The 25,783-nt window shown below is 68.9% G+C and carries 22 protein-coding genes; 3 read left to right on the forward strand and 19 right to left on the reverse strand.

Features of this window, described 5'->3' with window-relative positions; genetic code table 11:
- Window positions 1-3: 3 nt before the first annotated feature.
- From mltG to ACN4JJ_RS13290, 7 genes are all read right to left on the reverse strand, one after another.
- Window positions 4-1,329: an endolytic transglycosylase MltG gene (gene mltG / locus ACN4JJ_RS13260; RefSeq protein WP_440710372.1), complete on the reverse strand. Its 1,326-nt coding sequence runs from the start codon at window positions 1,327-1,329 to the stop codon at window positions 4-6.
- Window positions 1,329-1,808, reverse strand: coding sequence for a Holliday junction resolvase RuvX (gene ruvX / locus ACN4JJ_RS13265; RefSeq protein ID WP_291054958.1), 480 nt, complete (start codon window positions 1,806-1,808; stop codon window positions 1,329-1,331). Before ruvX ends, mltG begins: the two co-directional genes overlap by 1 nt.
- Window positions 1,809-1,811: 3 nt before the next feature.
- Window positions 1,812-4,478 carry an alanine--tRNA ligase gene (gene alaS / locus ACN4JJ_RS13270; protein ID WP_440710373.1) on the reverse strand — a complete coding sequence of 889 codons (2,667 nt, stop codon included), beginning with the start codon at window positions 4,476-4,478 and terminating at the stop codon, window positions 1,812-1,814.
- An 80-nt stretch (window positions 4,479-4,558) separates the two neighbouring features.
- Window positions 4,559-4,777, reverse strand: a complete 219-nt coding sequence (locus ACN4JJ_RS13275) for a hypothetical protein (RefSeq protein WP_291054953.1) — start codon at window positions 4,775-4,777, stop codon at window positions 4,559-4,561.
- Window positions 4,778-4,865: 88 nt separating this feature from the next.
- Window positions 4,866-5,273 (reverse strand): DUF948 domain-containing protein, encoded by a 408-nt coding sequence (locus ACN4JJ_RS13280; protein ID WP_291054950.1) that lies wholly within the window; start codon window positions 5,271-5,273, stop codon window positions 4,866-4,868.
- 125 nt (window positions 5,274-5,398) lie between these two features.
- Entirely contained in the window at window positions 5,399-6,028 is a 630-nt protein-coding gene (gene rpsD / locus ACN4JJ_RS13285) for a 30S ribosomal protein S4 (protein ID WP_291054947.1), read from the reverse strand.
- Window positions 6,029-6,237: 209 nt separating this feature from the next.
- Window positions 6,238-7,578 carry a replication-associated recombination protein A gene (locus ACN4JJ_RS13290; protein ID WP_440710374.1) on the reverse strand — a complete coding sequence of 447 codons (1,341 nt, stop codon included), beginning with the start codon at window positions 7,576-7,578 and terminating at the stop codon, window positions 6,238-6,240.
- Window positions 7,579-7,639: 61 nt separating this feature from the next.
- Here ACN4JJ_RS13290 and ACN4JJ_RS13295 point away from each other — a divergent pair, with 61 nt between their 5' ends.
- The 3 genes from ACN4JJ_RS13295 (at window position 7,640) to ACN4JJ_RS13305 (ending at window position 10,516) form a co-directional block, all read left to right on the forward strand.
- Window positions 7,640-8,458, forward strand: a complete 819-nt coding sequence (locus tag ACN4JJ_RS13295) for a peptidylprolyl isomerase (RefSeq protein ID WP_440710375.1) — start codon at window positions 7,640-7,642, stop codon at window positions 8,456-8,458.
- Between the two features lie 93 nt (window positions 8,459-8,551).
- Window positions 8,552-9,781 carry a DUF349 domain-containing protein gene (locus tag ACN4JJ_RS13300; RefSeq protein WP_440710376.1) on the forward strand — a complete coding sequence of 410 codons (1,230 nt, stop codon included), beginning with the start codon at window positions 8,552-8,554 and terminating at the stop codon, window positions 9,779-9,781.
- A gap of 138 nt (window positions 9,782-9,919) precedes the next feature.
- Window positions 9,920-10,516 (forward strand): hypothetical protein, encoded by a 597-nt coding sequence (locus ACN4JJ_RS13305; RefSeq protein ID WP_440710377.1) that lies wholly within the window; start codon window positions 9,920-9,922, stop codon window positions 10,514-10,516.
- On the opposite strand, the gene ACN4JJ_RS13310 is transcribed toward ACN4JJ_RS13305, so the two are convergent.
- The 12 genes from ACN4JJ_RS13310 to ACN4JJ_RS13365 form a co-directional block, all read right to left on the reverse strand.
- Window positions 10,503-12,761: a RelA/SpoT family protein gene (locus ACN4JJ_RS13310; protein ID WP_440710378.1), complete on the reverse strand. Its 2,259-nt coding sequence runs from the start codon at window positions 12,759-12,761 to the stop codon at window positions 10,503-10,505. The two genes, ACN4JJ_RS13305 and ACN4JJ_RS13310, sit on opposite strands and share 14 nt — an antisense overlap.
- A gap of 106 nt (window positions 12,762-12,867) precedes the next feature.
- Window positions 12,868-13,869: a protein translocase subunit SecF gene (gene secF, locus ACN4JJ_RS13315; protein ID WP_440710379.1), complete on the reverse strand. Its 1,002-nt coding sequence runs from the start codon at window positions 13,867-13,869 to the stop codon at window positions 12,868-12,870.
- On the reverse strand, window positions 13,869-15,584 hold the full coding sequence (gene secD / locus ACN4JJ_RS13320) for a protein translocase subunit SecD (protein WP_440710380.1): 1,716 nt from the start codon (window positions 15,582-15,584) through the stop codon (window positions 13,869-13,871). Before secD ends, secF begins: the two co-directional genes overlap by 1 nt.
- A gap of 70 nt (window positions 15,585-15,654) precedes the next feature.
- On the reverse strand, window positions 15,655-16,077 hold the full coding sequence (gene yajC, locus ACN4JJ_RS13325) for a preprotein translocase subunit YajC (protein ID WP_440710381.1): 423 nt from the start codon (window positions 16,075-16,077) through the stop codon (window positions 15,655-15,657).
- A 78-nt stretch (window positions 16,078-16,155) separates the two neighbouring features.
- The gene (gene ruvB / locus ACN4JJ_RS13330) at window positions 16,156-17,205 is read right to left on the reverse strand and encodes a Holliday junction branch migration DNA helicase RuvB (RefSeq protein WP_440710382.1); all 1,050 of its coding nucleotides are present in this window, start codon (window positions 17,203-17,205) and stop codon (window positions 16,156-16,158) included.
- A complete protein-coding gene (gene ruvA / locus ACN4JJ_RS13335) occupies window positions 17,202-17,834 on the reverse strand; it encodes a Holliday junction branch migration protein RuvA (RefSeq protein WP_440710383.1) in 633 nt (210 codons plus the stop codon). Before ruvA ends, ruvB begins: the two co-directional genes overlap by 4 nt.
- On the reverse strand, window positions 17,831-18,451 hold the full coding sequence (gene ruvC, locus ACN4JJ_RS13340; RefSeq protein ID WP_440710384.1) for a crossover junction endodeoxyribonuclease RuvC: 621 nt from the start codon (window positions 18,449-18,451) through the stop codon (window positions 17,831-17,833). The genes ruvA and ruvC overlap by 4 nt, the downstream gene beginning before the upstream one ends.
- A gap of 89 nt (window positions 18,452-18,540) precedes the next feature.
- Window positions 18,541-19,299 (reverse strand): YebC/PmpR family DNA-binding transcriptional regulator, encoded by a 759-nt coding sequence (locus ACN4JJ_RS13345; protein WP_440710385.1) that lies wholly within the window; start codon window positions 19,297-19,299, stop codon window positions 18,541-18,543.
- Window positions 19,300-19,397: 98 nt separating this feature from the next.
- Window positions 19,398-20,132 carry a Wadjet anti-phage system protein JetD domain-containing protein gene (locus ACN4JJ_RS13350; RefSeq protein WP_440710386.1) on the reverse strand — a complete coding sequence of 245 codons (735 nt, stop codon included), beginning with the start codon at window positions 20,130-20,132 and terminating at the stop codon, window positions 19,398-19,400.
- Window positions 20,133-20,280: 148 nt separating this feature from the next.
- Window positions 20,281-23,640 carry an ATP-binding protein gene (locus ACN4JJ_RS13355; RefSeq protein ID WP_440710387.1) on the reverse strand — a complete coding sequence of 1,120 codons (3,360 nt, stop codon included), beginning with the start codon at window positions 23,638-23,640 and terminating at the stop codon, window positions 20,281-20,283.
- On the reverse strand, window positions 23,637-24,314 hold the full coding sequence (locus ACN4JJ_RS13360) for a DUF4194 domain-containing protein (RefSeq protein ID WP_440710388.1): 678 nt from the start codon (window positions 24,312-24,314) through the stop codon (window positions 23,637-23,639). Before ACN4JJ_RS13360 ends, ACN4JJ_RS13355 begins: the two co-directional genes overlap by 4 nt.
- Entirely contained in the window at window positions 24,304-25,782 is a 1,479-nt protein-coding gene (locus ACN4JJ_RS13365) for a DUF3375 domain-containing protein (protein ID WP_440710389.1), read from the reverse strand. The genes ACN4JJ_RS13360 and ACN4JJ_RS13365 overlap by 11 nt, the downstream gene beginning before the upstream one ends.
- Between the last annotated feature and the right edge of the window lies 1 nt (window position 25,783).

Genomic DNA, 25,783 nt, shown 5'->3' on the forward strand with positions numbered 1-25,783 from the left:
GCGCTACTGCACCTCGGGGTGGGCGTCCCACCACGCCTGCAGGCGCAGCACCGCGGCGTCGTGCTCCTCGATCGTGTCGGAGAACACCGTCTCGCCGGTGTCGAGGTCGACCGTCACGAAGAACAGCCACGATCCGTCGGCCGGATGCAGCGCCGCGTTGATGGCGTCGTCTCCCGGGTTCGAGATGGGCCCGGCCGGCAGCCCCGGGTACAGGTATGTGTTGTAGATGTTCGAGGGGTCTTCTCGCTCGGCCGACGTGGTCTCCACGCGGCTGTGACCGGCGCCGTACGCGATGGTCGCGTCCGACTCCATGTTCATGCCCTCGGCCAGGCGGTTCGTGAACACCCGGGAGACCTTGGACATGTCCTCGACGCTGCCCGCCTCCTTCTGGATGAGCGCGGCGAGCGTGAGCACCCGGAACCGATCCTCGGGGGCGACACCGGCGGCATCCAGCGACTCGAAGGTGCGGTTCACCATCGTGGTGATCATGTCGGTGGGCGTCTGTCCGGGCTGGAAGACGTAGGTCGCCGGGAAGAGGTAGCCCTCGATGCTCGGCGCCTCGGCGGGCACACCGAGAGCGGTGTAGTTCGCCCCGACGGCCTGGAAGTCGGCGAGCGGCATGCCGGTGACGTCGGCGAGCTCCTGGTAGATGCCCTTGGCGCTCGAGCCCTCGGGGATGGCGACGGTGTAGTCGATCTTGTTGTCGGGGTTCTGCAGCGCGTCGAGTGCGGCCTGCGCGCTCATCTGCGACGCGAGCTTGAACGTGCCGGCCTGGAAGACCGGCGCGGGGTCGGACTGCAGCAGCAGCTCGTAGAAGGCGCGCGAGCTCTTCACGATGTCGGCGGCCGCCAGGTTGTCGCCGATGGTCTCGCCCACGTCGCCGTCGTTGATCACGAAGGTGACCTCGCCGGTTCCCGCCCCCTCGTAGTCGTCGGCCGCGGGCTTGCCGGCGGCCAGCGCGGTGATCTGGCTCCCGAAGGTGTTCCACACGAAGGCGCCGCCGGCCACCAGCAGGCCGAGGATGACGACCGTGACGATCAACCCGGGGATCCAGCGGCGGGGTTTCCGCTCACGCGGAGCGCGCGAGCCGCCTCTGCCGCTTCCGCGCGAACCGCCTCCGCGCGAGCCGCCACCGTCTCCGCCGATGCCTCCGCCGCTCGCGCCGCCGCCCCGCACGCCGCCACTGGGCGTGCGGTGGGGGGCGACGGGGTCGGCCGCGGCCTGCCGCGCCGCCCGGCGCGAGGTCGGCTGCATGGCAGCGGGTGCCGGCTCCTCCGGGCGGAAGAACTCGGCGAACGGGTGGTCGTCTGGTGCCTGTCGGTCAGTCACTACCTGATTCCTTGGCTCGGGTCGATGAGGATGCCGGGCGGCTTTCCCGAGGAACGCTCACTGTCCAGAGCGTGCTGCACGAGTATAACCGCGGCCACCTGATCTATCACGGGGCGGGAGCTGCGAGTGTTCCGTCCGGAACGATGGAGGGCCGCCTGGGCGGACACGGTGCTGAGGCGTTCGTCGATCATCCGCACGGGCAGGCCGCCGGTGGAGGCCAGCCGCTCGGCGAAGTCGCGCGCATCCTGGGTCGACGGCGTCTCGCCACCGCTCATCGACAGCGGCAGCCCCACCACGTATTCGAAGGCGTCGAGCTCGGTGGCGATGTCCCGGATGCGCGCCAGATCGGCGTCGCCCGATCCCTCGGCGGCCCGCGGCACGGTCTCCACGGGCGTCGCCAGCATGCCGTGCAGATCGGTGCGCGCGACCCCGATGCGGGCTTTGCCCACATCGATGCCGATCCGCACGCCGGTGCGCATCCGCTAGCCGGCCACCGCTGCCGAGATGGCGTCGAGGGCGGTCCGGATGGCGGTCACGTCGGCGCCGCCGCCCTGGGCGAGGTCGTCTTTGCCGCCACCGCCGCCGCCGAGCACCCCGGCGGCGAGCTTCACGAGCGCGCCGGCCTTCTGGCCCGCGGCCCGGGCGCCGTCGGTGGTCGCCACGATCACGACCGGCTTGTCGTTGACGTTCGCCGCGAGGGCGACGACCGCCGAAGCGCTGCCGCCGGCCACGAGGGCCTCGCGCACGCCCGTGACGAGCTGCCGCACGTCGTCGGCCGAGTTCAGCGCGCCGAGGTCCTCGGCCACGAGCGTGGTGGAACCGGCCGGACGCGCGGTGGCCGCGAGCGTCGGGATACGGGTCGCCAGGGCGCCCGACTCGAACGCCGCGATCTTCTTCTCCGCCGCCTTGAGGCTTGCGGTCAGATCGGCGATTCGCGTGGCGAGCTCGTCGCGCGGGGTCTTCAGCGAGGAGGTGAGCTGCGCCACGAGAGCCCGCTCCGTGGCGAACTCGCGGAAGGCCTCGATGCCCACGAGGGCCTCGACGCGCCGGTTCGTGGATCCGATCGACGACTCCGACTGCAGGTTGATCATCCCGATCTCCGAGCTGGAGGACACGTGCGTGCCGGCGCACAGCTCGCGCGAGAACGGCCCGCCGATGTCGACCATCCGCACGACGTCGCCGTACTTCTCGCCGAACAGCGCCATCGCGCCCATCGAGCGCGCCTCGTCGATCGGAAGCTCGCGGGTGACGACCTCGTAATCCGAGCGGATGGCGAGGTTCGCGATCTCCTCGATCTCGCTGCGCGTCTCGCCCGAGAGCGGCTGGTTCCAGGTGAAGTCCAGGCGCATGTAGCCGGCCTTGTTGTACGAGCCGGCCTGGTGGGCCTGCTCGCCGAGGGTCTCACGCAGGGCGGCGTGGATGAGGTGCGTGGCCGAGTGCGCCTGGGTGGCGCCGCGGCGCCAGTCGGCGTCGACGACGGTGCGGGCGAGATCGCCCACGGCCACCTGACCGCTGGTCACCTCCACGCGGTGCGAGATGAGCCCCTTCACGGGCTTCTGCACGTCGAGCACGGTCAGCTCGAAGCCGTCGCCCACGATGGTGCCGGCATCCGCTTCCTGACCGCCCGACTCGGCCCAGAGAGCGGTCTCGGCCGTGATGACCTCGAGCTGCTCCCCCGCCACCGCGGAGTTCACCGAGACGCCGTCGACGATGAGGCCCAGGATGCTCGACTCGGCTTCCAGCGCGTCGTAGCCGCGGAACACGGTCTCGCCGAGCGCGCGGAAGGCGCTGTAGACCGTCAGATCGGTGATGCCGAGCTTCTTCGCCTTCGCGTCGGCCTTGGCCCGCTGCTTCTGCTCGGCCATCAGCGACTCGAAGGCCACGCGGTCGACGGTGATGCCCGACTCCTCGGCGATCTCCAGCGTGAGGTCGATCGGGAAGCCGTAGGTGTCGTGCAGCAGGAACGCGGTGCCGCCCTCGAGAACCGAGGCCCCGCCCGCCTTCGTGGCGGTCACGGCGGTGTCGAGGATGGTGGTGCCGCCGGTGAGGGTGCGCAGGAACGACTCCTCTTCGGCGTAAGCGCCGCGCGAGATGCGGTCGTAGTCGCGCTCCACCTCGGGGTAGGCGGCCTTCATGGCGTCGCGCGAGGTGCTGAGCAGCTCGGGCATCGTCGCGGTGTCCACACCGAGCAGACGCATCGAGCGCACCGTGCGGCGCAGCAGGCGGCGCAGGATGTAGCCGCGGCCCTCGTTCGACGGGGTCACACCGTCGCTCATCAGCATCAGGGCGGATCGCACGTGGTCGGCGACCACGCGCATCCGCACGTCGTCGTCGTGGTCGGCGCCGTAGCGTCGGCCGGAGATCTCCGCGGCACGGTCGAGCACGGGACGCACCTGGTCGATCTCGTACAGGTTCTCGACGCCCTGCTTCAAGAAGGCGACGCGCTCTAGGCCCATGCCGGTGTCGATGTTCTTGCGGGGAAGCTCGCCCAGGATCTCGAACTCGGTCTTCGAGGTGCCCTCGCCCCGCAGGTACTGCATGAAGACGAGGTTCCAGATCTCGATGTACCGGTTCTCGTCGGCGGCCGGGCCGCCCTCGGCGCCGTACGCGGGACCGCGGTCGAAGTAGATCTCCGAGCACGGGCCGGCGGGGCCGGGCTGCCCGGTCGACCAGTAGTTGTCTTCCTTGCCGAACCGCTGGATCCGCGAGTCGGGCACGCCGGCCACGCGCTTCCAGATGTCGATCGCCTCGTCGTCGTCTTCGTAGACCGTCACCCAGAGGTCGCGCTCGGCCATGCCGAGGCCGCCGTCGCTCTCGGGCGTGGTCAGCAGCTCCCAGGCGTAGCCGATGGCGCCCTCTTTGAAGTAGTCGCCGAACGAGAAGTTGCCGTTCATCTGGAAGAACGTGCCGTGCCGGGTGGTCTTGCCCACCTCTTCGATGTCGAGGGTGCGGATGCACTTCTGCACGCTCGTGGCACGCGGGTACGGCGCGGGCACCAGACCCGAGAGGTACGGGATGAACGGAACCATGCCGGCCACCGTGAACAGCAGCGACGGGTCTTCGCTCACGAGTGACGCCGAGGGCACCACGGTGTGCCCCCGATCGCCGAAGAAGTCGAGCCAGCGGGAGCGGATGTCAGCGGTAAGCATGCGTGTCGGGTTTTTCCTGAGCGAGGGCGGATTCGCAGAACCGCCCGCCGGCCAGGGGCGCGACGGGCGGTGCGAGGGGATTACTTGGCGAGCTTGGAGACCTTGTCGGCACCGTCGGCGATCGCGGCGCGCAGCTCCGACTCGCGCTCACGGTACCCGTCGATCAGCGAGTCGCTGAACTCCTTGGTCTTCTTGTCGAACTCGCTGAAGAACTGCTTGCCGCTCTTGGTCTGGTTGAACTGGTGCGCCACCACGAATCCGATGCCGATGCCGGCGATCAACCACAGGACCTTCTTCATGCTGTTCTCCTTAGTCGTGTTCGTCTTGTCGTGTTCGTCTAGTCGGGCCGAGCCCGATCCCGGTCGGGCCGGAAAGCTTTGGATCAGTTTAGTGCGACGAGCGGCGGCGCTTCTTTTTCGCACCGGATTCGGAGTCGTCTCCGCCCGTCGCCCGGAAGCTCAGGATGCCGGCGCGCACGGCCGCGCTGAAACCGGCCAGGCGGATCAGGGGGCCGCCGACGGATGCGGCGAACAGCGCCACCAGCGACGACACGTTGCCCGTGACCTCCTCGACGTTCCGGGTGATGACGTCGACCCGGGCGAGCTGCTTGTTCGCCTCCTGCACCGTCACCGTCGACTCGGCGAGGATCGGCGTGATGCCGTCGCTGACGTCTTTGATCGAGTCGCGGGTCTGGTCGAACACTCCCCCGAGCTTCACCAGCGGAATCGCGATCAAGCCCACCAGTACGGCGAACACGCCTGCGCAGATCAGGCCGGCGATGTCTCCACCAGTCATGACGTACCTCTTCCTCGAGGATCCACCAGGCGGATCCGATGACGGTCTGGACGACGAAAGCGGGCCACCCGTGGGGTGACCCGCTTCCTAGTATGTCGTGACTGCGCGCTCGCTGTTCGGCTGAACTAGCGGGCCGCGTAGTACTCGACCACGAGCTGCACTTCGCAGGTCACGGGGACCTCGGCGCGCTTCGGGCGACGCTCGAGACGGGCCTGCAGCTTGTCGAGCTCGACGGTGAGGTAGCCCGGCGTCTTCGGCAGCAGGTCGATGTGACCGCCGGCCGCGGCGACCTGGAAGGGCTCGGTGCCCTCGGAGCGCGCCTTGACGTGGATGAGCTGACCCGGCTTCACGCGGAAGGAGGGGCGGTCAACCAGCTGGCCGTCGACCAGGATGTGACGGTGCACGACCATCTGACGGGCCTGGGCGGTGGTGCGGGCGAAGCCGGCACGGAGCACGAGGGCGTCCAGACGCATCTCGAGCAGCTCGACCAGGTTCTCACCGGTCAGGCCCTTGGCCTTGCGGGCCTCTTCGAACGCGATCTTCAGCTGCTTCTCGCGGATGCCGTACTGGGCGCGCAGACGCTGCTTCTCACGCAGACGCACAGCGTAGTCGCTGTCCTGCTTGCGCTTGGTGCGGCCGTGCTCACCGGGAGCGTAGGGGCGCTTCTCGAGGTACTTGGCCGCCTTCGGGGTGAGCGGGATGCCGAGTGCCCGGGAGAGGCGGGTCTTGCTGCGCGTACGCGACTTGGTAGCCACTTACGTCCTTTCGTAGAGATTCTTACAAGATGGGATTGCGCACAGGAGTGCGCATGACTCCGCTGCTGTCGGATGGACACAGGAGTCCAAGTAAGAGGGTGTCGCCGGGCGGTTCGGCTAAAGAACACGATCCCGTTATCAATGTCGATCGGCAGCCGCTCCGAAATGACGCTGATTAGGCGTCTGCAAGACTAGCACAGCGCGGGCTGCTAATTCGGCTTTCCCCGCGTGATGTCGCGCAACTTCTGCAATCGTGCCGACACCTCGCGCTCGTGCCCGTGATCGGTCGGGTTGTAATAGGTGGTTCCGGTCAGCTCGTCGGGCAGGTACTGCTGCTTCACCACGCCCACGTCGCTGTCGTGCGGGTACTTGTAGCCCTTGCCGTGGCCCAGCCGCTTGGCACCGGCGTAGTGCGCGTCGCGCAGGTGCTTGGGCACCCGCCCGAAGTTGCCCGCCTTCACGTCGGCGATCGCGGCGTTGATGCCCATGTAGGCCGCGTTCGACTTGGGGGCGGTGGCGAGGTAGACCACGGCCTCGGCCAGCGGGATGCGCCCCTCGGGCATCCCGATCATCTGCACGGCCTCCGCCGCCGCCACCGCGATCGGCAGCGCCTGCGGATCCGCGATCCCGATGTCTTCGGAGGCGAGGATGATGACCCGGCGGCAGATGAAGCGCGGATCCTCCCCCGCCTCGAACATGCGGGCCAGGTAGTGCAGGGACGCGTCGACGTCGGAGCCCCGCACCGACTTGATGAAGGCGCTGATCACGTCGTAGTGCTCGTCGCCGTTGCGGTCGTACCGCAGCAGCGCCCGGTCGACCGACTGCTCGAGCACCTCGGCGGTGATCAACGGGACCTCGTCTTCATCGACGTCGGTCAGCGCGGTGCCCGCCGAGGCCTCGAGTGCGGTGAGGGCCCGGCGGGCATCGCCCGACGACATCCGGATGATCGCGGCGCGCGCCTCGTCGTCGAGCGCGACCTTGCCGGCCAGCCCGCGCGGATCCGTCACCGCCCGGTCGATCAGCACGCCCAGGTCGTCGTCGGTGAGCTGCTCGAGCGTCAGCAGCAGCGACCGCGAGAGGAGGGGGGAGATGACCGAGAACGAGGGGTTCTCGGTGGTGGCCGCCACCAGGATGACCCAGCCGTTCTCGACGCCCGGGAGCAGGGCATCCTGCTGGGCCTTGGTGAAGCGGTGGATCTCGTCGAGGAAGAGCACTGTCGACAACCCGTAGAGGTCGCGGTTGCGGAAGGCCTCCTCCATCACCTGCCGCACGTCTTTGACGCCCGCGGTGACGGCCGACAGCTCGACGAACTTGCGCCCCGAGGAATGCGCGATTGCCTGGGCCAGCGTGGTCTTGCCGGTGCCGGGCGGGCCCCAGAGGATGACGGACACCGATCCGCTCGTGCCGCCCTTGTCGCTGGCGAGGTTCACGAGCGGCGAACCGGGCCGCAGAAGATGCTTCTGACCGGCCACTTCGTCGAGGCTGCGAGGGCGCATCCGCACGGCGAGCGGAACCGCCCCGGAGTGGAGTCCCGGTTGCTGAAAGGCCATACGTCTAGGGTACTGTGATGGGCCGACACCGCCCGGCCGACAGAGAACCGCAGGAGGACCCGTGGCACCCAGCAATCAGGAGCGCGCCGCTCGTGAGGCACGCACTCGTTTGCGCGACTACCAGGCCCGGCAGAAGGCGTACTCGGAGCGCGGCCGACGCCGCGTGCGCGACAACGTCATCGCGGCCGTGGTCGTGGTCGTCCTGATCGGCGGTGTCACCGCCGCCCAGCTGTTCTACTTCAGCGACGGGCCCGGCGCGCCGGTCGCTTCGCCGTCGGCCACCCCCACGCCCGGCGCCACCGACGAGGCGGGCGACACGGGCGACGATGCGCCGACCGGCCAGAACACCGGCGACGTGCCCTCCTCCACCATCGCAGAAGGCCGCACCTGGACGGGGTCGATGACCATCGACGGCGCCCCGCTCGGCATCAGCCTCGACGGCGCGGCCGCTCCGCAGGCCGTCTCCGCCTTCATCTCGCAGGCGCAGAGCGGCTTCTTCGACGGCACGGCCTGCCACCGCCTCACCACCAGCGGCCTCTTCGTGCTGCAGTGCGGCGACCCCACCGGTACGGGTACCGGCGGCCCCGGCTACAGCTACGGCCCGGTCGAGAACGCTCCGGCCGACAACCTCTACCCGGCGGGCACCATCGCGATGGCGCGTCAGGGCGACAACGGGTACAGCAACGGCAGCCAGTTCTTCATCGTCTACGCCGACACCACGCTGCCGACCGACAGCGCCGGCGGCTACACCGTGATCGGCCAGGTCACCTCGGGGCTGGATGCCCTGCAGTCCGGCGTGATCGCCCAGGGCGTTGCCGGGGGCGCCACCGACGGCAAGCCCGTCGCGCCCGCCGTGATCTCCGCCGTGACGATCCAGTGAGCATCCGAGCGGTGAATCACAGTTCCGTAACGCCGACGGCGCCGTGCAATAGGCTTGACGCCGTACTCCAGACATCGTCGACAGGATGGTTCCGTGACCGCTAGTGATCAACACCCGTGGGGGCGAGTCGAGGACGACGGCTCCGTCTATGTCCTCGAGGCGTCCGGGGAGCGACTGGTCGGCCAGTATCCTGACGGCAGCAAAGAGGAGGCGATCGCCTACTTCGAGCGCAAGTACACCGATCTCGCCGGTCAGGTGACCCTGCTCGAGCAGCGCGCCAAGCGCGGCGCTCCGGCCGGCGACATCGCGAAGGCCGTCAAGGCACTGAGCTCGTCGGTGCTCACGGCCAACGCGGTCGGCGACCTCGCCTCGCTGCAGAAGCGGCTCGACGCCCTCTCCTCCACCGTCTCGGAGATCACCGAGAAGCAGTCCGCCGAAGCGCAGGCCGAGGTCGCGCAGGCGATCGTCGACCGCGAGGCGATCGTGGTCGAGATCGAAGCCCTCGCGGCGCACGATCCGGCCAAGGCGCAGTGGAAGTCGGTCACGGCGTCCATCGACTCGCTCTTCGCGCGCTGGCAGAAGCACCAGCACGACGGTCCGCGGCTTCCGCGCACCGAGGCCACCGAGCTGTGGAAGCGGTTCCGCGAGGCCCGCACCTCGCTCGAGACGCAGCGCAAGGCATTCTTCTCCGAGCTCGACCAGGTGCACCGCGACGCGCGCACCCGCAAGCAGGCGCTGGTCGACCAGGCCGAGGCCCTATCCGACCGCGGGATCGACGGCATCGGCGCCTACCGCGATCTGCTCGCGCAGTGGAAGGCCACCGGCCGCGCCGGCAAGAAGTACGACGACGCGCTCTGGGACAAGTTCAAGGCCGCCGGCGACGTGCTCTACTCCGCCCGCAGCGAGGTCGTGGCGCGCGACGAGCAGGAGTACGGCGACAACCTCACCCAGAAGCTCGCTCTGCTCGACGAGGCCGAGCCGCTGCTCAAGGAGACCGACCGCACGAAGGCCCGTGAGGCCCTGATCTCGATCCAGCAGCGCTGGGATGCGATCGGCAAGGTCCCGCGCGAGCAGGTCAAGCCGGTCGAAGAGCGCTTGCGCCGCGTCGAGGCCGCCGTGCGCAAGCTCGACGAAGACCACTGGAGCCGCAACAACCCCGAGAAGAAGGCGCGCTCCGAGGGTCTCGCGTCGCAGCTCACCGGGGCGATCGACAAGCTGCAGCGCGAGATCGACGACGCGAAGACCGCCGGCGACACCAAGAAGGCGGCCGAGCTGCAAGAAGCGCTCGACGCCCGCAAGGTCTGGCTGGACGCTCTGGGCTGATCCGGCCCCGATCGCCGACGCGGATCCGCGCCTCGCGGAACCGCACGCTTCTTCTCCACAGTGACGGGCACGACCTGATCCCTCCACAGATCCGGGTCGTGCCCGTTCTGCGTGCAGTGCCACCGACATTCTCGAGGCATGACTCCTTCGCTGCCGCTGATCCTCGACGACCGCTCGCTCCCCGACGCCGAACTGCGAGCCGCCGCGCTCGACGGGGATGTGCGTCCGCTCGCGGCCGCCTACTGTTCGATCGACGTGCATCCCTCGGCGCAGTTGCGTGCCGAGGCGCTGGCGCCGTCCGTACCCCGCGGCCTGATCGCCGAGCGGATGACGGCGGCGTGGGTGCACGGGGCGTCCATCCGGTTCCCGAGGCCGCTGCAGCTGTGCATCCGGTCCACCAACCGGGTCCACGCGCCGAAGTCTGCCGAACGCACGGTCCGTCAGGTCGTCCTGGCCGACTCCGAACTCTCCCGGGCCGGCCCGCTCGCAGTCACCTCGTACCTGCGTACGGCGATCGACCTGCTGCGCTGGGAGCCCGAGTTCGACGATCAGCTGTCCCTCTGCATCCGCACGCTGCTGTTGGCCGCGGGCGTCGACGGGCCGGAGTGTCGTTCGCACCTGCGTTCCGCCGTCCACCTCCCGCACAAGGGGCGGGCGCTCCGGCGGCTCGGCGAGCTGCCCGGGTTCGGCGCCCAGCCGGCCCTGGTGGGGTTCGGCCGGCTCAGCCGCCGCTGACGCGGTAGACGTCGTAGACGGCGTCGATGCGGCGCACCGCGTTCAGCACGCGGTCGAGGTGGGTGGTGTCCCCCATCTCGAACACGAAGCGGCTGAGCGCGAGGCGGTCGCTCGAGGTGTTCACCGAAGCCGAAAGGATGTTGACGTGATGCTCCGAGAGCACCCGGGTGACGTCGGAGAGCAGACCGGAGCGGTCGAGGGCTTCGACCTGGATCTGCACCAGGAAGACGCTCTTGGAGGAGGGCGCCCACTCGACGTCGATCATCCGCTCCGGCTCGTTCATCAGCGAGGCCACGTTGTGGCAGTCCGACTGGTGCACCGAGACGCCGGATCCGCGGGTCACGAAGCCCACGATGTCGTCACCGGGTACCGGCGTGCAGCACTTGGCGAGCTTCACCAGGATGTCGGGAGCGCCGCGGACGAGAACGCCGGAGTCGCTGTGGGTGACGCGGGGCCGGTTGCCCACGAACACGTCCAGGTCGGAGTCGTCGCTCTCGACCTCGGTCTGCAGCGAGGCGAGCACCTTCTCGATCACCGACTGGGTGGAGATGTGGCCCTCGCCGATGGCCGCATACAGACCCGAGACGTTGTCGTAGTGCAACTGCGAGGCCACATCGGCGATGGAGTCCTGGCTCATCAGCTTCTGCAGCGGCAGATTCTGCTTGCGCATCGCCCGGGCGATCGCGTCCCGGCCCTGCTCGATGGCCTCGTCGCGCCGCTCCTTGGTGAACCACTGGCGGATCTTGTTGCGCGCGCGAGGGCTCTGCACGAAGCTCAGCCAGTCCTGCGAGGGGCCGGAGTCGGGGTTCTTCGAGGTGAACACCTCGACCACGTCTCCGGAGCCGAGCGTGGAGTCCAGCGGCACCAGCCGCCCGTTGACCTTGGCGCCCATGGTGCGGTGGCCGACCTCGGTGTGCACGGCGTAGGCGAAGTCGACCGGCGTCGCACCGGCGGGCAGACCCACCACCTTGCCCTTGGGCGTGAAGACGTAGACCTCTTTGGCACCGATCTCGAAGCGCAGCGAATCGAGGAACTCACCCGGGTCGACCGTCTCGGCCTGCCAGTCGGAGATGCGGGCGAGCCACGCCATGTCGGTGTCGGAGGAGGTGGTGGTGACGGCGGTGGAGGCCTTGCCGCCGTTCATCCGCTCCTTGTACTTCCAGTGCGCCGCCACACCGAACTCGGCGCGCTGATGCATCTCGTTCGTGCGGATCTGGATCTCCACGGGCCGCCCGCCGGGGCCGATCACCGTGGTGTGCAGCGACTGGTACAGGTTGAACTTGGGGGTGGCGATGTAGTCCTTGAAGCGGCCCGGGATCGGGTTCCAGCGCGCGTGGATCGAGCCGAGCACCGCGTAGCAGTCGCGCACGGTGTTCACGAGCACCCGGATGCCGACGAGGTCGTAGATCTCGTCGAACTCGCGGCCGCGCACGATCATCTTCTGGTAGATCGAGTAGTACTGCTTGGGGCGCCCGGCGACCTTGCCGCGGATGCGGCCCGACTTCAGGTCGTCGCCGACCGCGTCGATGACCTGCTGCACGTACTCTTCGCGCTGCGGTGTGCGCTGGCGCACGAGGTTCTCGATCTCGACGTACAGCTTGGGGTAGAGCACCGCGAACGACAGGTCTTCGAGCTCCCACTTGATCGACTGGATGCCCAGGCGGTGCGCGAGCGGCGCGTAGATCTCGAGGGTCTCCTTGGCCTTGCGCTGCGCGGACTCGGCCGGCACGAAGCCCCAGGTGCGCGCGTTGTGCAGGCGGTCGCAGAGCTTGATGATCAGCACCCGGATGTCGCGCGACATCGCCACGATCATCTTGCGCACGGTCTCGGCCTGAGCGCTGTCGCCGTACTTGACCTTGTCGAGCTTGGTGACGCCGTCGACCAGCATCGCCACCTCGTCGCCGAAGTCCTGCCTCAGCATGTCGAGCGAGTACTCGGTGTCTTCGACCGTGTCGTGCAGCAGCGCGGCGGCCACGGCCTTCGAGCCGAGACCGAGCTCGGCCAGGATCTGCGCCACGGCGACCGGGTGCGTGATGTAGGGCTCGCCACTGCGGCGCTTCTGGCCGTCGTGGGCCTTCTCGGCCGCGCTGTAGGCGCGTTCCAGGATCGTCAGATCGGCCTTCGGGTGGTTGGCCCGCACCGTACGGATGAGCGTGTCGACCGCTCCCACGGGCTGAGCCCGCGAGAACAGACGCGGCACCAGGCGCCGCAGCGACGCAGTCGAGTTGGTGCTGGTCTCGGTCATGTCAGGCCTCCACCACGATTATCCCCCAGCGGGCGGGCCCCGCCGTACGCACGCGTTGCGCTGTACGCGAGCAGGGCCCTCCGCATCGGATCGGGATTAGGCGCGATCAGGCCGGGACCGAGGCCTTCGCCGCCCGCTCGCGATCCGAGATCACCAGGGCGTCGTGCTTCTTCATCTTCGCTTCGTTCTGGCGGAACTGCACGTACAGCGGGGCCGCCACGAAGATGGTCGAGTACGTGCCCACGATGATGCCGATCAGCAGCGCGAGCGAGATGTCGCGGAGCGTGGAGGCGCCGAGCACGAACGATCCGATGATGAGGATCGAGGCCACCGGCAGGGCGGCCACGATCGAGGTGTTGATCGATCGAACCAGGGTCTGGTTGATCGCCAGGTTCACCATCTCGGGGAAGGTCTGCGTGCCGCGCTCCCCCATGCTCGCCGTGTTCTCGCGGATCTTGTCGAACACCACCACGGTGTCGTACAGCGAGTAGCCGAGGATGGTGAGGAACCCGATCACGGCCGCCGGCGTGATCTCCAGGCCCGTGAGCCCGTAGACGCCCGCCGTGATCACGAGGTCGTGCAGCAGCGCGATCAGTGCCGCGGCGGCCATCTTCCAGGTGCGGAAATAGATGGCCATGAAGATCGCCACCAGCACGAGGAAGATGATCAGACCCCGGATGGCCTGCGTGGTGATGTCGGCGCCCCAGGTGGCGCCGATGAACGACGTGGTCACGTCGGCCACCGGCACGTCGTAGGCGGTGGCGAGGGACTGGGCGACCGAGGCGCTCTGGGTCTTGTCGAGTTCGTCGGTCTGCACGCGAACCGCATCCTGACCCAGGGTGCTGACGCGGGGGTTGGAGCCGGGTGCCGTCTCGTTCACCGCATCCGTCGCCAGCGTCTGGTCGAGCGTGGTGACCTGCGAGACGGTGAACTCGGAGCCGCCACGGAACTCGATGCCGAATTCGTAACCGCCGCGCAGCCACGGGCCGACGAGGGCGATCAGCACCAGAACGGCCGAGATGGCGTACCAGATCTTGCGGCGGCCGACGAAGTCGATCGAGCGCTTGCCGGAGTAGAGGTCGTTTCCGAATTGGGAGAAGCTGGCCATCAGGAGTTCTTCCCCTCGTCGCTGGAGCGTTTCGAATCGGTCGGCGTGCCCGCCAGCTCAGCGGCCTTGCGCTCCGCGATGGTCTGCCGCTTGGCGACCTCACGGCTCGAGGAGCCCTTCTTGGCCGCGCTGACGCTCGCCGCCGGCGCCCGAAACTGGGCACGGCCGCGGTAGACCGCGCCGAGGGCCCGCGGGTCGAGCCCGCTCAGCTTGTGGCCGTCGCGGAAGAACGGCAGTTCGGCCAGCAGCGTCATCAACGGGTGCGTGAAGAGGATGACGACGATGATGTCGACGATGGTGGTGAGGCCCAGCGTGAACGCGAATCCGCGCACGTTGCCGATGGCGAGCACGTAGAGCACACCGGCGGCCAGGAAGTTCACGGCGTCCGACGCAGTGATCGTGCGGATGGCCCGCTTCCAGCCGGCCTGCACCGAGGAGGTCAGAGCCTTCCCGTCGCGCAGCTCGTCTCGTATTCGCTCGAAGTAGACGATGAACGAGTCGGCGGTGATACCGATCGCCACGATCAGACCGGCGACACCGGCGAGCGAGAGGCGGAAGTCGATGCGCCACGACATCAGGGTGACCAGCAGGTAGGTCAGAGCCGCCGCGACGACGAGCGAGGCGATGGTGACCAGACCCAACAGGCGGTACTGGATGAGCGAGTAGATGATGACCAGCAGCAGGCCGATGGCGCCGGCGATGAGGCCGGACAGCAGCTGGGTCGAGCCCAGCGTGGCCGAGATCGCCTCGGACGACTGCGTGGTGAAGCCGATCGGCAGCGCACCGAACTTGAGCTGATCGGCCAGCGTCTTCGCGGAGTCCTGCGTGAACGATCCGGAGATCTGCGCGCGGCCGTCGGTGAAGGATCCGCCGGTGGTCGGCGCCGTGATGACCTTGCCGTCGAGCACGATGGCGAACTGGTTCTGCACGCCGGTCAGCCCGTAGAGGCGGGTGGTCACGTCGGCGAACTTGGCGGTTCCCTCGTCGTTGAACGAGATGTCGACGACCCACTGGCCGGTGGAGGAGCCCTGCTGGGTGGTCGCGACCCCGCTTGACGCATCGGCGATATCGGCGCCCTCGATCTCGACCGGGCCGAGCAAGTACTTCACGCCGTTCTCGTCACAGGTGACCAGCGGCTGATCGGCCGGAGCCTGGCCGGCGTCCTCGGCTTCAGTCGAACTGCAGTCGAAGGTGTCGAACTGCGCCTGCAGAGCGGGTGTCACATAGGCCAGGTCGCTGCCGTTGGTGGGGCTCGCGGTCGGCGTGGTCGACAGGCTCGGGTCGACGGTGGGAGCTGGCGACGTCGAGGCACTCGGGGTCGCGACATCCGCCAGCAGCACCGCGCGGAAGTCGAGCTTGGCCGAGGACTCGATCCGGTCGAGCGTGGCCTGGTCCGGCGAACCGGGGATCGACACCACGACGTTGGTGCCGCCCTGGGTGGTGACCTCGGCCTCCGACACACCGCTCGCATCGACGCGCTGGCGGATGATCGAGACCGCCTGGTCGAGCTGCTCGGAGGAGACCTGCTGGCCCGACTCGAGCTTGGGGGTCAGGATGATCTGCGTTCCGCCCTCGAGGTCGAGGGCGAGCTTCGGGGTCCAGGTGGCGGTGCTGAAGATCACGCCTCCGGCGATGGTGCCCGCCAGGACGGCGAAGATGACGGCCAGCCAGATCAGCGTCTTCCACGCCTTTTTGACCGCGGTAGTTTGTGCCACCTGAGTTACTCAGCTTTCTGTGCCGCTCGGGCGCCGATGCGGCGAGCGTGGGTCGGAAAGGAGGACGAAGTTACTCGTCGCCCTTTTTCTCGGTCTTCTTCTCGACCGGGGAGTCGACAGCGGCAGGGGCGATGTCTTCGTGGGAGGTGGTGGGCTCGTCGATCCGCTCGCCGTAGGCGGGCTCACCGTCGAGGGCGGGGGTCTCGTCGTCGAGCGCTTCCAGCGGCGAGGGGGTGACCACGCGGGTCACGGTCTGGCGGTGCACCTTGAGCACGGTGCCGGGGGTGGTCTCCAGCAGAACCTGGTTCTCTTCGTCGTCCATCTCGAGGATGGTGCCGTAGAGCCCGAAGTTGGTCATGACCTCAGCGCCGACCGCCACCTTGCTCTGCAGTTCGCGTGCCTGCGCCTGGCGCTTGCGGCTGTTGCGGAACATGAAGATCACCAGCACGGCCAGAACGACCAGCATGATGATTGTTAACGGATCGAAAGCCATGAAAAAGGGCGCCTTCCAAAAGGGTGGGGGTGATGGTCGGAGATCATCCTAGGGGTGTCTCCTGTAGACCAGCTTGAATTATAGGCCATCGCCGAAAAGCGCAGGGGTACCGGCGGGATTCTCGGGTCGCATCCCGAAGTGCTCCCAACCCGCGCGCGTGGCGATCCGGCCGCGCGGTGTGCGCGAGATCAGGCCGATGCGCACCAGGAAGGGCTCCACGACGGCCTCGATGGTCTCCGATTCCTCTCCCACCGAGACGGCGAGGGTGTTGAGCCCCACCGGTCCACCGTTGAACCGTTCGAGGAGGATCTGCATGACGGCCCGGTCGAGCCGGTCGAGCCCGAGGGCGTCGACGTCGTAGAGCTCGAGAGCGGCGCGTACCGCCTTGAGCGTCGCGCCTCCCCCGGTCACCAGCGCGTAGTCGCGCACCCGGCGCAGCAGCCGGTTGGCGATCCGTGGCGTGCCACGGCTGCGGGAGGCGATCTCGCGCAACGACTCCTCGTCGATCTCCACCGCCAGCAGCTGTGCGGCCCGGTGCAGCACCCGCACCAACTCCTCGGTCTCGTAGAACTCGAGGTGCGCGGTGAAGCCGAAGCGGTCGCGCAGCGGGTTCGGCAGCAGCCCGGCCCGGGTGGTGGCCCCCACCAGGGTGAACGGCGAGAGATCCAGGGGGATGGATGTGGCGCCGGCGCCCTTGCCCACCATGATGTCGATGCGGAAGTCCTCCATCGCGAGATAGAGCATCTCCTCGGCCGGGCGGGCCATCCGGTGGATCTCGTCGATGAACAGCACCTCGCCCGGCACCAGGGAGGAGAGCACCGCCGCGAGGTCGCCGGCGTGCTGGATGGCGGGGCCGCTGGTGAGGCGCAGCGGTCGGTCGGTCTCGTGCGCCACGATCATCGCGAGCGTGGTCTTGCCGAGGCCGGGCGGACCGGCGAGCAGGATGTGGTCGGGCGTGCGGCTCTGGATGGCGGCCGCGTCGAGCAGCAGCTGCAGCTGGCCGCGCACCTTCCGCTGACCCACGAACTCGGCGAGCGACTTCGGCCGCAGTGCCCCCTCGAACGCGACCTCGGCCTCGGATTCGACCTCCGGATTGACCAGCGCCTCGCCGTCGTAGCGCTCACTCATCGAGCGCTCCCGGCGTTCTGGGCCGGGCCCAGCACGGCCAGGGCGAGCCGGAGCAGCGCCTGCACGTCGCCGGCCTCGACCGGTGATGCGGTCTCGAGAACCTCGTCGATCGCCGCGACGGCGCTGCGTTCGGGCCAGCCGAGGCCCACGAGGGCCCGTTCGACGTTGCCGCGCACATGCGGAGCGGCCGCCGGGGCGTCGGTGACGGACGCGCCGGGCGCGACGGGCCGGGCGGCGATCTTGCCGGTGAGCTGCAGCACGATCAGCTTCGCCGTCTTCGGCCCGATGCCGCTGACCTTGCGGAACGCGGCGTCGTCTTCGCGGGCGACCGCCAGCGCGATCTCGCCCGGCGTGAGCTCGGCGAGAACGCCGAGGGCCGACTTGGGCCCGACGCCGGTGACACCGATCAGCAGGGTGAAGATGTCCAGAGAATCCTGGTCGGGAAAACCGAACAGCGAGAGGCTGTCCTCCCGCACGATCAGCGAGGTGAGGAGTGCGGTCTCCGTTCCCGTGCGGAGCGTGAGAGCGTGCCGCCCGGTGACGGCCACCGCGTAGCCGACTCCCCCGACGTCGATCACGGCAGTGCCCCCCGCGATGGAGAGGACGGTGCCGCGCAACGCAGAGATCATCGAACCAGCTTATGGGCGGGGATGCGCCTGGCCGCGCCTTGCTCGGCGGCGCGCCACGCCTGCTGGGCGGGAGTGAGCGCCGAGCGGTCGACGGCGGCGCGCGGCAGCGTCGATCCGCTGGTCGCTCCCGTGACGGCCGCACCGAGCGGAACCCGCCAGGCGTGGCAGATCGCCAGAGCCAGGGCGTCGGCCGCATCCGCCGGCTTCGGCACGCTCGCGAGCTGCAGCACCTTGGCCACCATGGCGCCGACCTGCTTCTTGTCGGCCTGGCCGTAGCCGGTGATGGCGGCCTTCACCTCGCTCGGCGTGTGCAGCCCCACGGGCAGCGAACGGCGCGCGGCGGCGAGCAGCGCGATGCCGCTGACCTGGGCGGTGCCCATCACGGTGCGCACGTTGTGCTGCGCGAAGACGCGCTCCACCGCGACGGTGTCGGGCCGGTGCTCGTCAAGCAGCGTCTCGATTCCGCGGGAGACGATCAGCAGCCGCTCCTCGAGGGCGAGCTCCGTGCCGGTCGTGATGACCGACACGTGCACCAGCACCGGTTTGCGGGTCGCCGAGACGTCGACGATTCCCACGCCGCAGCGGGTCAGGCCGGGATCGATTCCGAGGACTCGCATCCACTCTCCTCTTTCTCGCGCCGGCCTGCGTCTGATCGATGTGGTGAGGTGCTGCTGTACTGCCGTGGTGCTGTGCGGGTGCGCGGAGCTCAGTCCTCTTCGAGCTCGGCCTGCACCTCGGGGGTGATGTCGATATTGGTGTACACGTTCTGCACGTCGTCGGAGTCTTCGAGAGCGTCGATCAGGCGGAACACCTTGCGCGCGGTCTCGGCGTCGGCCTCGACCTGGAGGCTCGCCACGAACTCGACGTCGGCGGAGTCGTAGTCGATCCCGGCCTCCTGAAGGGCGGCGCGGGCGGCCACCATCGAGGAGGGCTCGGTGAGCACCTCGAACGACTCACCGCGGTCGGTGACCTCCTCGGCCCCGGCGTCGAGCACGGCGGCGAGCACATCGTCTTCGGAGATGCCGTCGGCGTGGGCGACCGTGATGACGCCCTTGCGAGCGAAGTTGTAGGCCACGCTGCCCGGGTCGGCCATGGTGCCGCCGTTGCGGGTCATCGCGGTGCGCACATCGGCCGCGGCGCGGTTCTTGTTGTCGGTGAGGCACTCCACCAGCAAGGCGATGCCGTTCGGGCCGTAGGCCTCGTACATGATCGTCTGGTAGTCGATCGACTCACCGGTGAGCCCGGCGCCGCGCTTGATGGCGCGATCGATGTTGTCGTTCGGAACAGAGGTCTTCTTGGCCTTCTGCACCGCATCGACGAGTGTGGGGTTGCCGGCCATGTCGGCGCCGCCGATCTTGGCCGCGACCTCGATGTTCTTGATCAGCTTCGCGAACGACTTGGCACGGCGCGAGTCGATGATCGCCTTCTTGTGCTTGGTCGTCGCCCACTTGGAATGTCCGGACACGAAAATCTCCTTCAGGAATCTCGGGCAAGTCTACGCGAGATGCGTGCTCCCGCCCGCTTCAGCGCGCGGAGTCGCTCGGCGATATCGGTGCTCGATCGTCATCCGCCCAGCGCGGCGCGGAGCGCCTCCGCCGCGTCCGCGAGCGGGATCCGCTCCTGTTCGATCCTGCGAACGGCGACCTCACCCGATGTGGCGAGCAGGGCATAGCAATACTCTTCGTCGGGGGTCAGCGCCGGTAGACGGATGCGCTCCGCGCGGACGAGCCAATCGATCTCGGCGAGCTTGGCGGCCGCCTTGCCTTCCCCTTCGACGACGACGGTGCCCGCGAATTCGGGGAAACCGAGACGGCAGTCGCGGTTCTCCACGACGAGAACGATCCGTGGTTCATAAGCCAGACGATGCGAGTCCCCCGCGGTCCATGCGTCGTGCCGACGCCCGCCGGATGCGATGTAGTAGGGATCCGCATAGCTGAGGTGGACCACGGCCGGGCGTTCGCGGGTCTCCTCCCCTACCCGCCGACGGGTGAGTCGCCGGATCAGCGTGTCATGCGAGTCCGCCCACTTGGTATCTGCACCGGGGATGGGGAGCTGACGGGATGTCCAGCCGCTGAGGTCGCTGTGCGTACGAAGCCAGACGACGGCGTCGAGCGCCACGACGACGTCCTCATCCAAGTGCTTCTCGAGCGCGCGGATGGCGGCCGGGTCGGTCTCGGCGCCGGCCTCGAACATCCGGAGGCCGATGTCGTGAGAGCGGATGACCCGCGCGGACAAGGCGTCGTGCCCGAAACGCGCGAGCAGTTCGATCGTGGGATGGAGGCCGGTGACACGGAGCATCGTCGGAAAGGTGCACCGGGGCGCAGATTCTCCTCCATCGGGACGGCGGGGACGCCCGCCACCTCGCGGGAGACCATGAGCGGCCACGAACGCCCGAAACGTTCGGCGATCCGCGCCACGGCCTCGACGGGGCCGATCAGCCGGGCATTCACCGCACCGCCTCCGGCAGCCCCACCTTGGCTTTGGCCCAGGATCGGCCTCGGGTGTCTTTGAGGATGGTGTACTCCACGTCGACGTGCGGCTCGATGGCGCTGTACTTGTCGTTCGGAGCACCGATGACCAGCTGGAAGCCGAGGCCGCGCCAGGCGCCGATCGCGCGCTTGGTGAAATGCGCGTCGGCCTTGATCAGCGCCTCGTCCATGAAGACCGGCGCATACCTCGGTCGGGGCGCGCCGGCGTCGCCGAGCTGGTAGCGCAGCGCGGCGCCGACGATGAACGCGACCAGCTCCTGCGACTCGCCGCCGGACTTCTCGCCGATGTGGTCGTAGAGCGCGACGTGCTCCCGCGTCTGGGCGTCGATACGCTCCGCACTCACGCGCACGTGGTTGCGCACGTCGATGAGTTCGGCGAAGTCGGGCGCCGAGCGCCGCATCCGGCCGATCAGGCGGCTCATCCGCCGGTAGGCGTTCTCGCGCTCGGTGTCGGTCGCGGCCTCGTCGATCAACCCGCGCACCTCGCGCAGCTCCCGCCGGAACCGCTTGCGCGCCTCGGACTGGTTCTCCCGCGGCGCGATCTGCAGACGGTGACGATCGTCGTAGAAGGGCAGCTCCTCCATGATGCGGTTGATCGGGTCGATGCGGTCTTTGATCTCACGCAGCGACCGGCTGAGAGTGGAATCCAGACTGGTGAGATCGTTGCCGGAGAGTTTGAGGAGGCTGTCTCGCCATTCGGTCTCGAGCTCGTGGAGACCGCTGGTCTCCAGGGCCTCGAGGATGCCCTCGAACTCGTCGACCGACTCATCGGGGTCGGGCAGGATCGTCAGGGTGTCCCAGCGCTCCAGGAATCCGCTCATCACGCGACGCATGCCCTCACGCTGTTCGTGATGGGCCTCGTCGGCGGCTCGCCGCTCTTCGGCCAGTCGTTGCGCAGCCGAGCGCATCGCGGTGTCGAGGTGCAGGAGACGGTCTGACGCGGTCGAGGTGGAGTCATCCCCCGAGTCGAGGAAGCGGCCGTCGAGGAACGACGCGTGCCCGGGATCGAGCACCACACCCCTGTCGTCAGCCGCCTCGATCACGCCCTGGCACGCGTCGACCTCGTCGGTCACCGCACCCCAGCGCTCCCGCGTCAGGGCGAGCTCCGTGCCCAGCAGGGCGTCGTCGGTGCGCAAGCGCGTGGCGCGGGACCTCAGCTCGTCGGCCTGTTGCTTCAGGTGCGCGATCTCCGGGTTGGCTGCTGTGACCTCGGCCTCCACGGCGAGCCAGCGCTCGCGTTCTGCCGTGACCGACGCGACGTCGATCTGCTCCCAGGTGAGATCTTCGATCTTCGCGAAGGCCTTCGAGCGCGCCTCGAGGCGGTCGAGCGCCGTGTCGGCCCCATGGGCGGCGGCTTCGGCGTGCTCGTACCGCGCGGCGAGCTCCTGGAGGCGGTCGTCGAGTTCGCGGAGCCGTCGGGCGTTGGAGAAGCCGAGCACGTTGGCGCGCCCCTGCCCGCCGTGCGCCCCACGACTGCCTCTGGACACCTGACCGGTGATGGTCAGCGCCTTCTGATGCTCGCCGAGCTCGGACGAGGCGTCGACGCAGACGAAGCCGAAACGCTCGTGCAGCCGTTGCTGCAGCCAGCCGGTGAACGGCGTCGACCGGTAGTCGAGCCGCCCGGGGAGCGTTCGCGAATCCATCGTCGTGATCTCGGCGAGCCCCGTGTGCACGCCTTCGTAGTTCAGCCGTTCCGGCGTGCGGACGGCGTTGATCGCGGCGCGGAACGCGGCGAGCTGCGAGACGTCGATGAGGAGGGTGCGGGCGAAGCCGCCGAGCGCCAGGTTGAACGCCTCGCGCCAGGGCTCGAACTCCGTGCGCACCTCGACGAGCTCGCCGACGAAGGGGAGGTCGGCGGGGTCGAGGCCGGCGGCCCGGGCGAGCAGCGCACGGGACTCGTCGAGTCCGGCCGGGATGCTGCCGCGCATCCGGCTCGTCCTGTCGCGTTCGTGCTCGGTGGCCCGCGTCTCTGCTTCCACCGCACGACGCGCGGTCTCCGCTTCGGCGAAGGCCGCACGGGCCTGACGCACGCCGGTGTTCGGCAGCGCGGCACGCTGGCCGGCGATCAGACTCTCGAACTGTGCGGAGGACTCCACCACGACATCGAGCTCCTGCGCCACGGCGTCGAACTTCGCGCGGTCGCGCCTCACGTCGTCGAGCTTGCGCTCCGTGATCCGGAGTTCTCGCTGCGCGGTCTCGAGTCGATCGCCACCGGATCGGCGCAGCACGTCGAGCAGCCCTTCGCGCTCGAGCTCAGCGGCGTCGATGAGCGCGCGCTTCTCGCGCACGGCGAGCTCGAGCGAACGGCTCCGATCGCGCAGCTCGACCTCGACCTCCCGGAGCAGGTCGAGGCGGCGCCCGGCACTCCACAACGACGCCGGCGAGGCGGGGTCGGAGAAGATCCCGACCTCGTCGATCAGGCGCACGCGCTCCCGCGCCGCGGCGATCTTCGCCCTGATGCCCCGGATCGGCTCGAGCGCGTTCACCTGCTGCTTGGCCGTGAGCATCCGCGTGCGCGTGCTCTCGAGTTCGTCGAAGTGGGCGACCACCGCATCCGCGATGGTCATCGTCTCCGGTTCCTCGAGCACGAGACGCTTGTACAGATCGTCGACCGTGGTGATCTGCTGGCCCGCCTGGATGCGTGCCAGCAGGCTGATCGCCTTGGCGCCGGAGCCGGCCGCGCCGATGCCCAGAACCGCGTGCAGCCGCGCCGAGAACTCGCGATCGGTCGCCAGGGTCTCGAGCCCTGTCGCACGCACCGCGGTGTCGGACAGCCGGTGCGCCGCCGCCTGCTCGAGGCGGGCGAGGTCGAAGGCGCCGGTGACGGTGGCGCGCACGCGGGTCGTGTCGTCGAGCGTGCGGGCGTCGGCCGGGATGTACCAGGCCCGCACGGCCGTGAACCGCGACCCGTCGTGATCGAGCCAGGTCGCCGAGATCGCGCTCCAGGTGTCTTCGCCGTCGCCCCGGAGCACGCGCAGCTTCGTCCCGTCCTCGGTGCGCGACTCGTCGATCTTGCCGCGGCCGTACGACAGGATGTTGCGCTGCTCGTCTCCGCGGGGCCGGCCGGTCACGCCGCCGTTGGAGGCCCCGTTGAAGGGCGTCGTGTGCGGCATCATCAGGGCGATGTAGGCGTCCATCATGGTCGACTTGCCGGAGCCCGATCCGCCGCAGAGCAGCGTGGCGTCGGGCGAGAAGCGCACCCGGTGCGGCCCGCCGTCGTAGCCGCCCCAGTTGATCAGCTGCAGGTCTTCGACGATCCACTGCTGCCCGCGCGAACCGGCCGGGATGAGGCCGAAGAGCGTGTCGATCATGGTCATCGCGCGACCACCTCCTGCGTGCGCAGCCAATCGCGGAGCTCTTTGAGCGTCTCTGCGCTCAGCACCACCTCGACCAGTGCACTGATCCGGTACCGCCCGCTCGTCTCCTCGCCGACGATGCCCTCGCGGTCGAGCCGTTCCATGGCGTTCCTGATCGCCTTCTGGTGCCGGGCGGTGCTGCCGTCGACCTCGGTGAAGTAGCTCAGCACCGTCTGTTCGACGTCTTCGATGTCGACGCGCACGGATGCCTCGCCGGCGGCCGATTCGCGCTGGTAGACGGTGCGCAGATGCACCAGCACGAGCGTCTCGGCCCGGGAGTACGGCGCATCCTTGAGCAGCACGGGCATGTCGACCTCGTCGGAGCGCAGCTGCTGCTTGTAGGCGAACCCGCGGGCGTGATCGACGACGAGCCGCAGGTACAGGTCGTTCAGGCGCGACTCGATCACCTGCTGGTGATCCAGTAGCAGCTTCCATTCGGACCGGTTGCGATCGGCTGCGATGAAGCGCCGTTGCAGCAGATGCACGAGTACGCGCCGCACCTCGGGGTCGAGCGTTCCCCGGTCTCCGGCGAAATGCTCCTCGAGATCGTCTTCCATCGCCACCGGGGTGATGAACGGATCGATGCCCGCCGGATCGCCGGTCGCGGCTTCGGAGCCGAAGTCGTCATCGGTCATGGTCGTCGTCCTCTTTCGTGGTGCGCGCCGTCACGGCGCCGAAGGCGAATCGCCGGGTGGTGCCGTCGGGCCGTACGGCCTGGACCGTCGACACCTCGGCGCTCTCGGTCATGCCGTTGCGGTGGGCGATCTCGAGCAGGCCGAGCAGGTCGACCGGGCGGCGCGTGTCATCCGCCGCGTGCGTGAATGCGGCGGCGAGATCGAACTCCTCCCCGAGCCCGGCGACGTACTCCTCCAGTTCGGCGTACCTCGGGCCGCCCCAGGCCCGCGAGTCGACATCGGCGAACTCGACGTCGACGGCGTCGGTCAGCGGCGCCGGCGAGCCCGGCGGCCGGATGTCACTCACGGCCTGCCGAAGGTGCCCGAGATCCAGCAGCGGCATGCTGCGCACGGGCTCCACCGCCGTGCCCGTACCGCTCCAGGCGTGCAGACCGGCGATGACGTCGCGCAGCAGGTCGTCGATCTGGCGATCCCGCAGCGGATCGTGCGTCTTCACCTGGCCGGTGATGACATGCGAGGCCCGGCGCTGCGCCGCCAGCACCTCTTCGACGCCGAGCTCGACCCTCCGGCCGATGGCGTCGAACTCGGCTCGCCGGCCGGCGTCGAGCATTCGCGCGAAAGGCTGCCGGAGCAGCCCGTGCAGTTGCTCGGTGAGCGCGTCGATGCGATCCGGATCTCCGATCAGCCGCAGGGCGCCCGCGAAGGCCCGCCCCTCGGCCGTGGACTGCATGACGTCTTGCGCCCGCTGCAGGTACTCCCGCAGCACGTCGCCGGTCGGCCGTTCGTCGCGGCGAAGGTGCGCCACGACGTCCCGCTGCATCGCCCGCAGCGACTCCGCCACCCGCGTGAAGTCGGCGGGGAGCTCCCGTGCCAGATGCAGCACGTTCTCCGCCTCCTCGAGCAGCTCGTCGTCGTCGAGCGGATCGGCGAACCCGCTCTCCTGAATACGGGCGATCTCGGCATCGAGCGCGTCGCGCTCGGCGGCCAGACGGACGAGTCGGCGAACCGGATCGGCCTCGGCACTGTCGGTGAGGTGCTCCACGGCCTCGAGCAGGGTTCGTACCCGGGAGTTCGACACGCGCGTGCGGCCTCCCCCGGTGCGGCCCGCGATCTCCAACGCCTCGACCGCGTGCGCCGACAGGCGGTAGACCTCCACGTCGTCGGCGATCTGCTGCACCAGCCAGCCCTGCCGCACCCAGGTGCGGCAGACGTCGCGCCCCGAGCCGACCGGGATCTTTCGGCCCTCGTCGTCGTCTCCGTCGTACCCGGCGGCCTTCAACTCGTCGAGCACCTCGGCCAGCTCGGCATGGGCGTCGGCGATGGGGATGGAGGCCCGGTCTGCCGTGAAGAGCATCGACAACGACGCCACGACGAACGGTGCGTACCGCCCGTGCAGGAGATCGAGGGTCGGGGTGCTGAACGCCGTGAGCGCGCGGGTGTACGCCGCCTCGGCTCGTGATGCTGTCATA

It is taken from the genome of Herbiconiux dendrobii (genome assembly GCF_052048175.1).
Taxonomy (GTDB): Bacteria; Actinomycetota; Actinomycetes; order Actinomycetales; family Microbacteriaceae; genus Herbiconiux.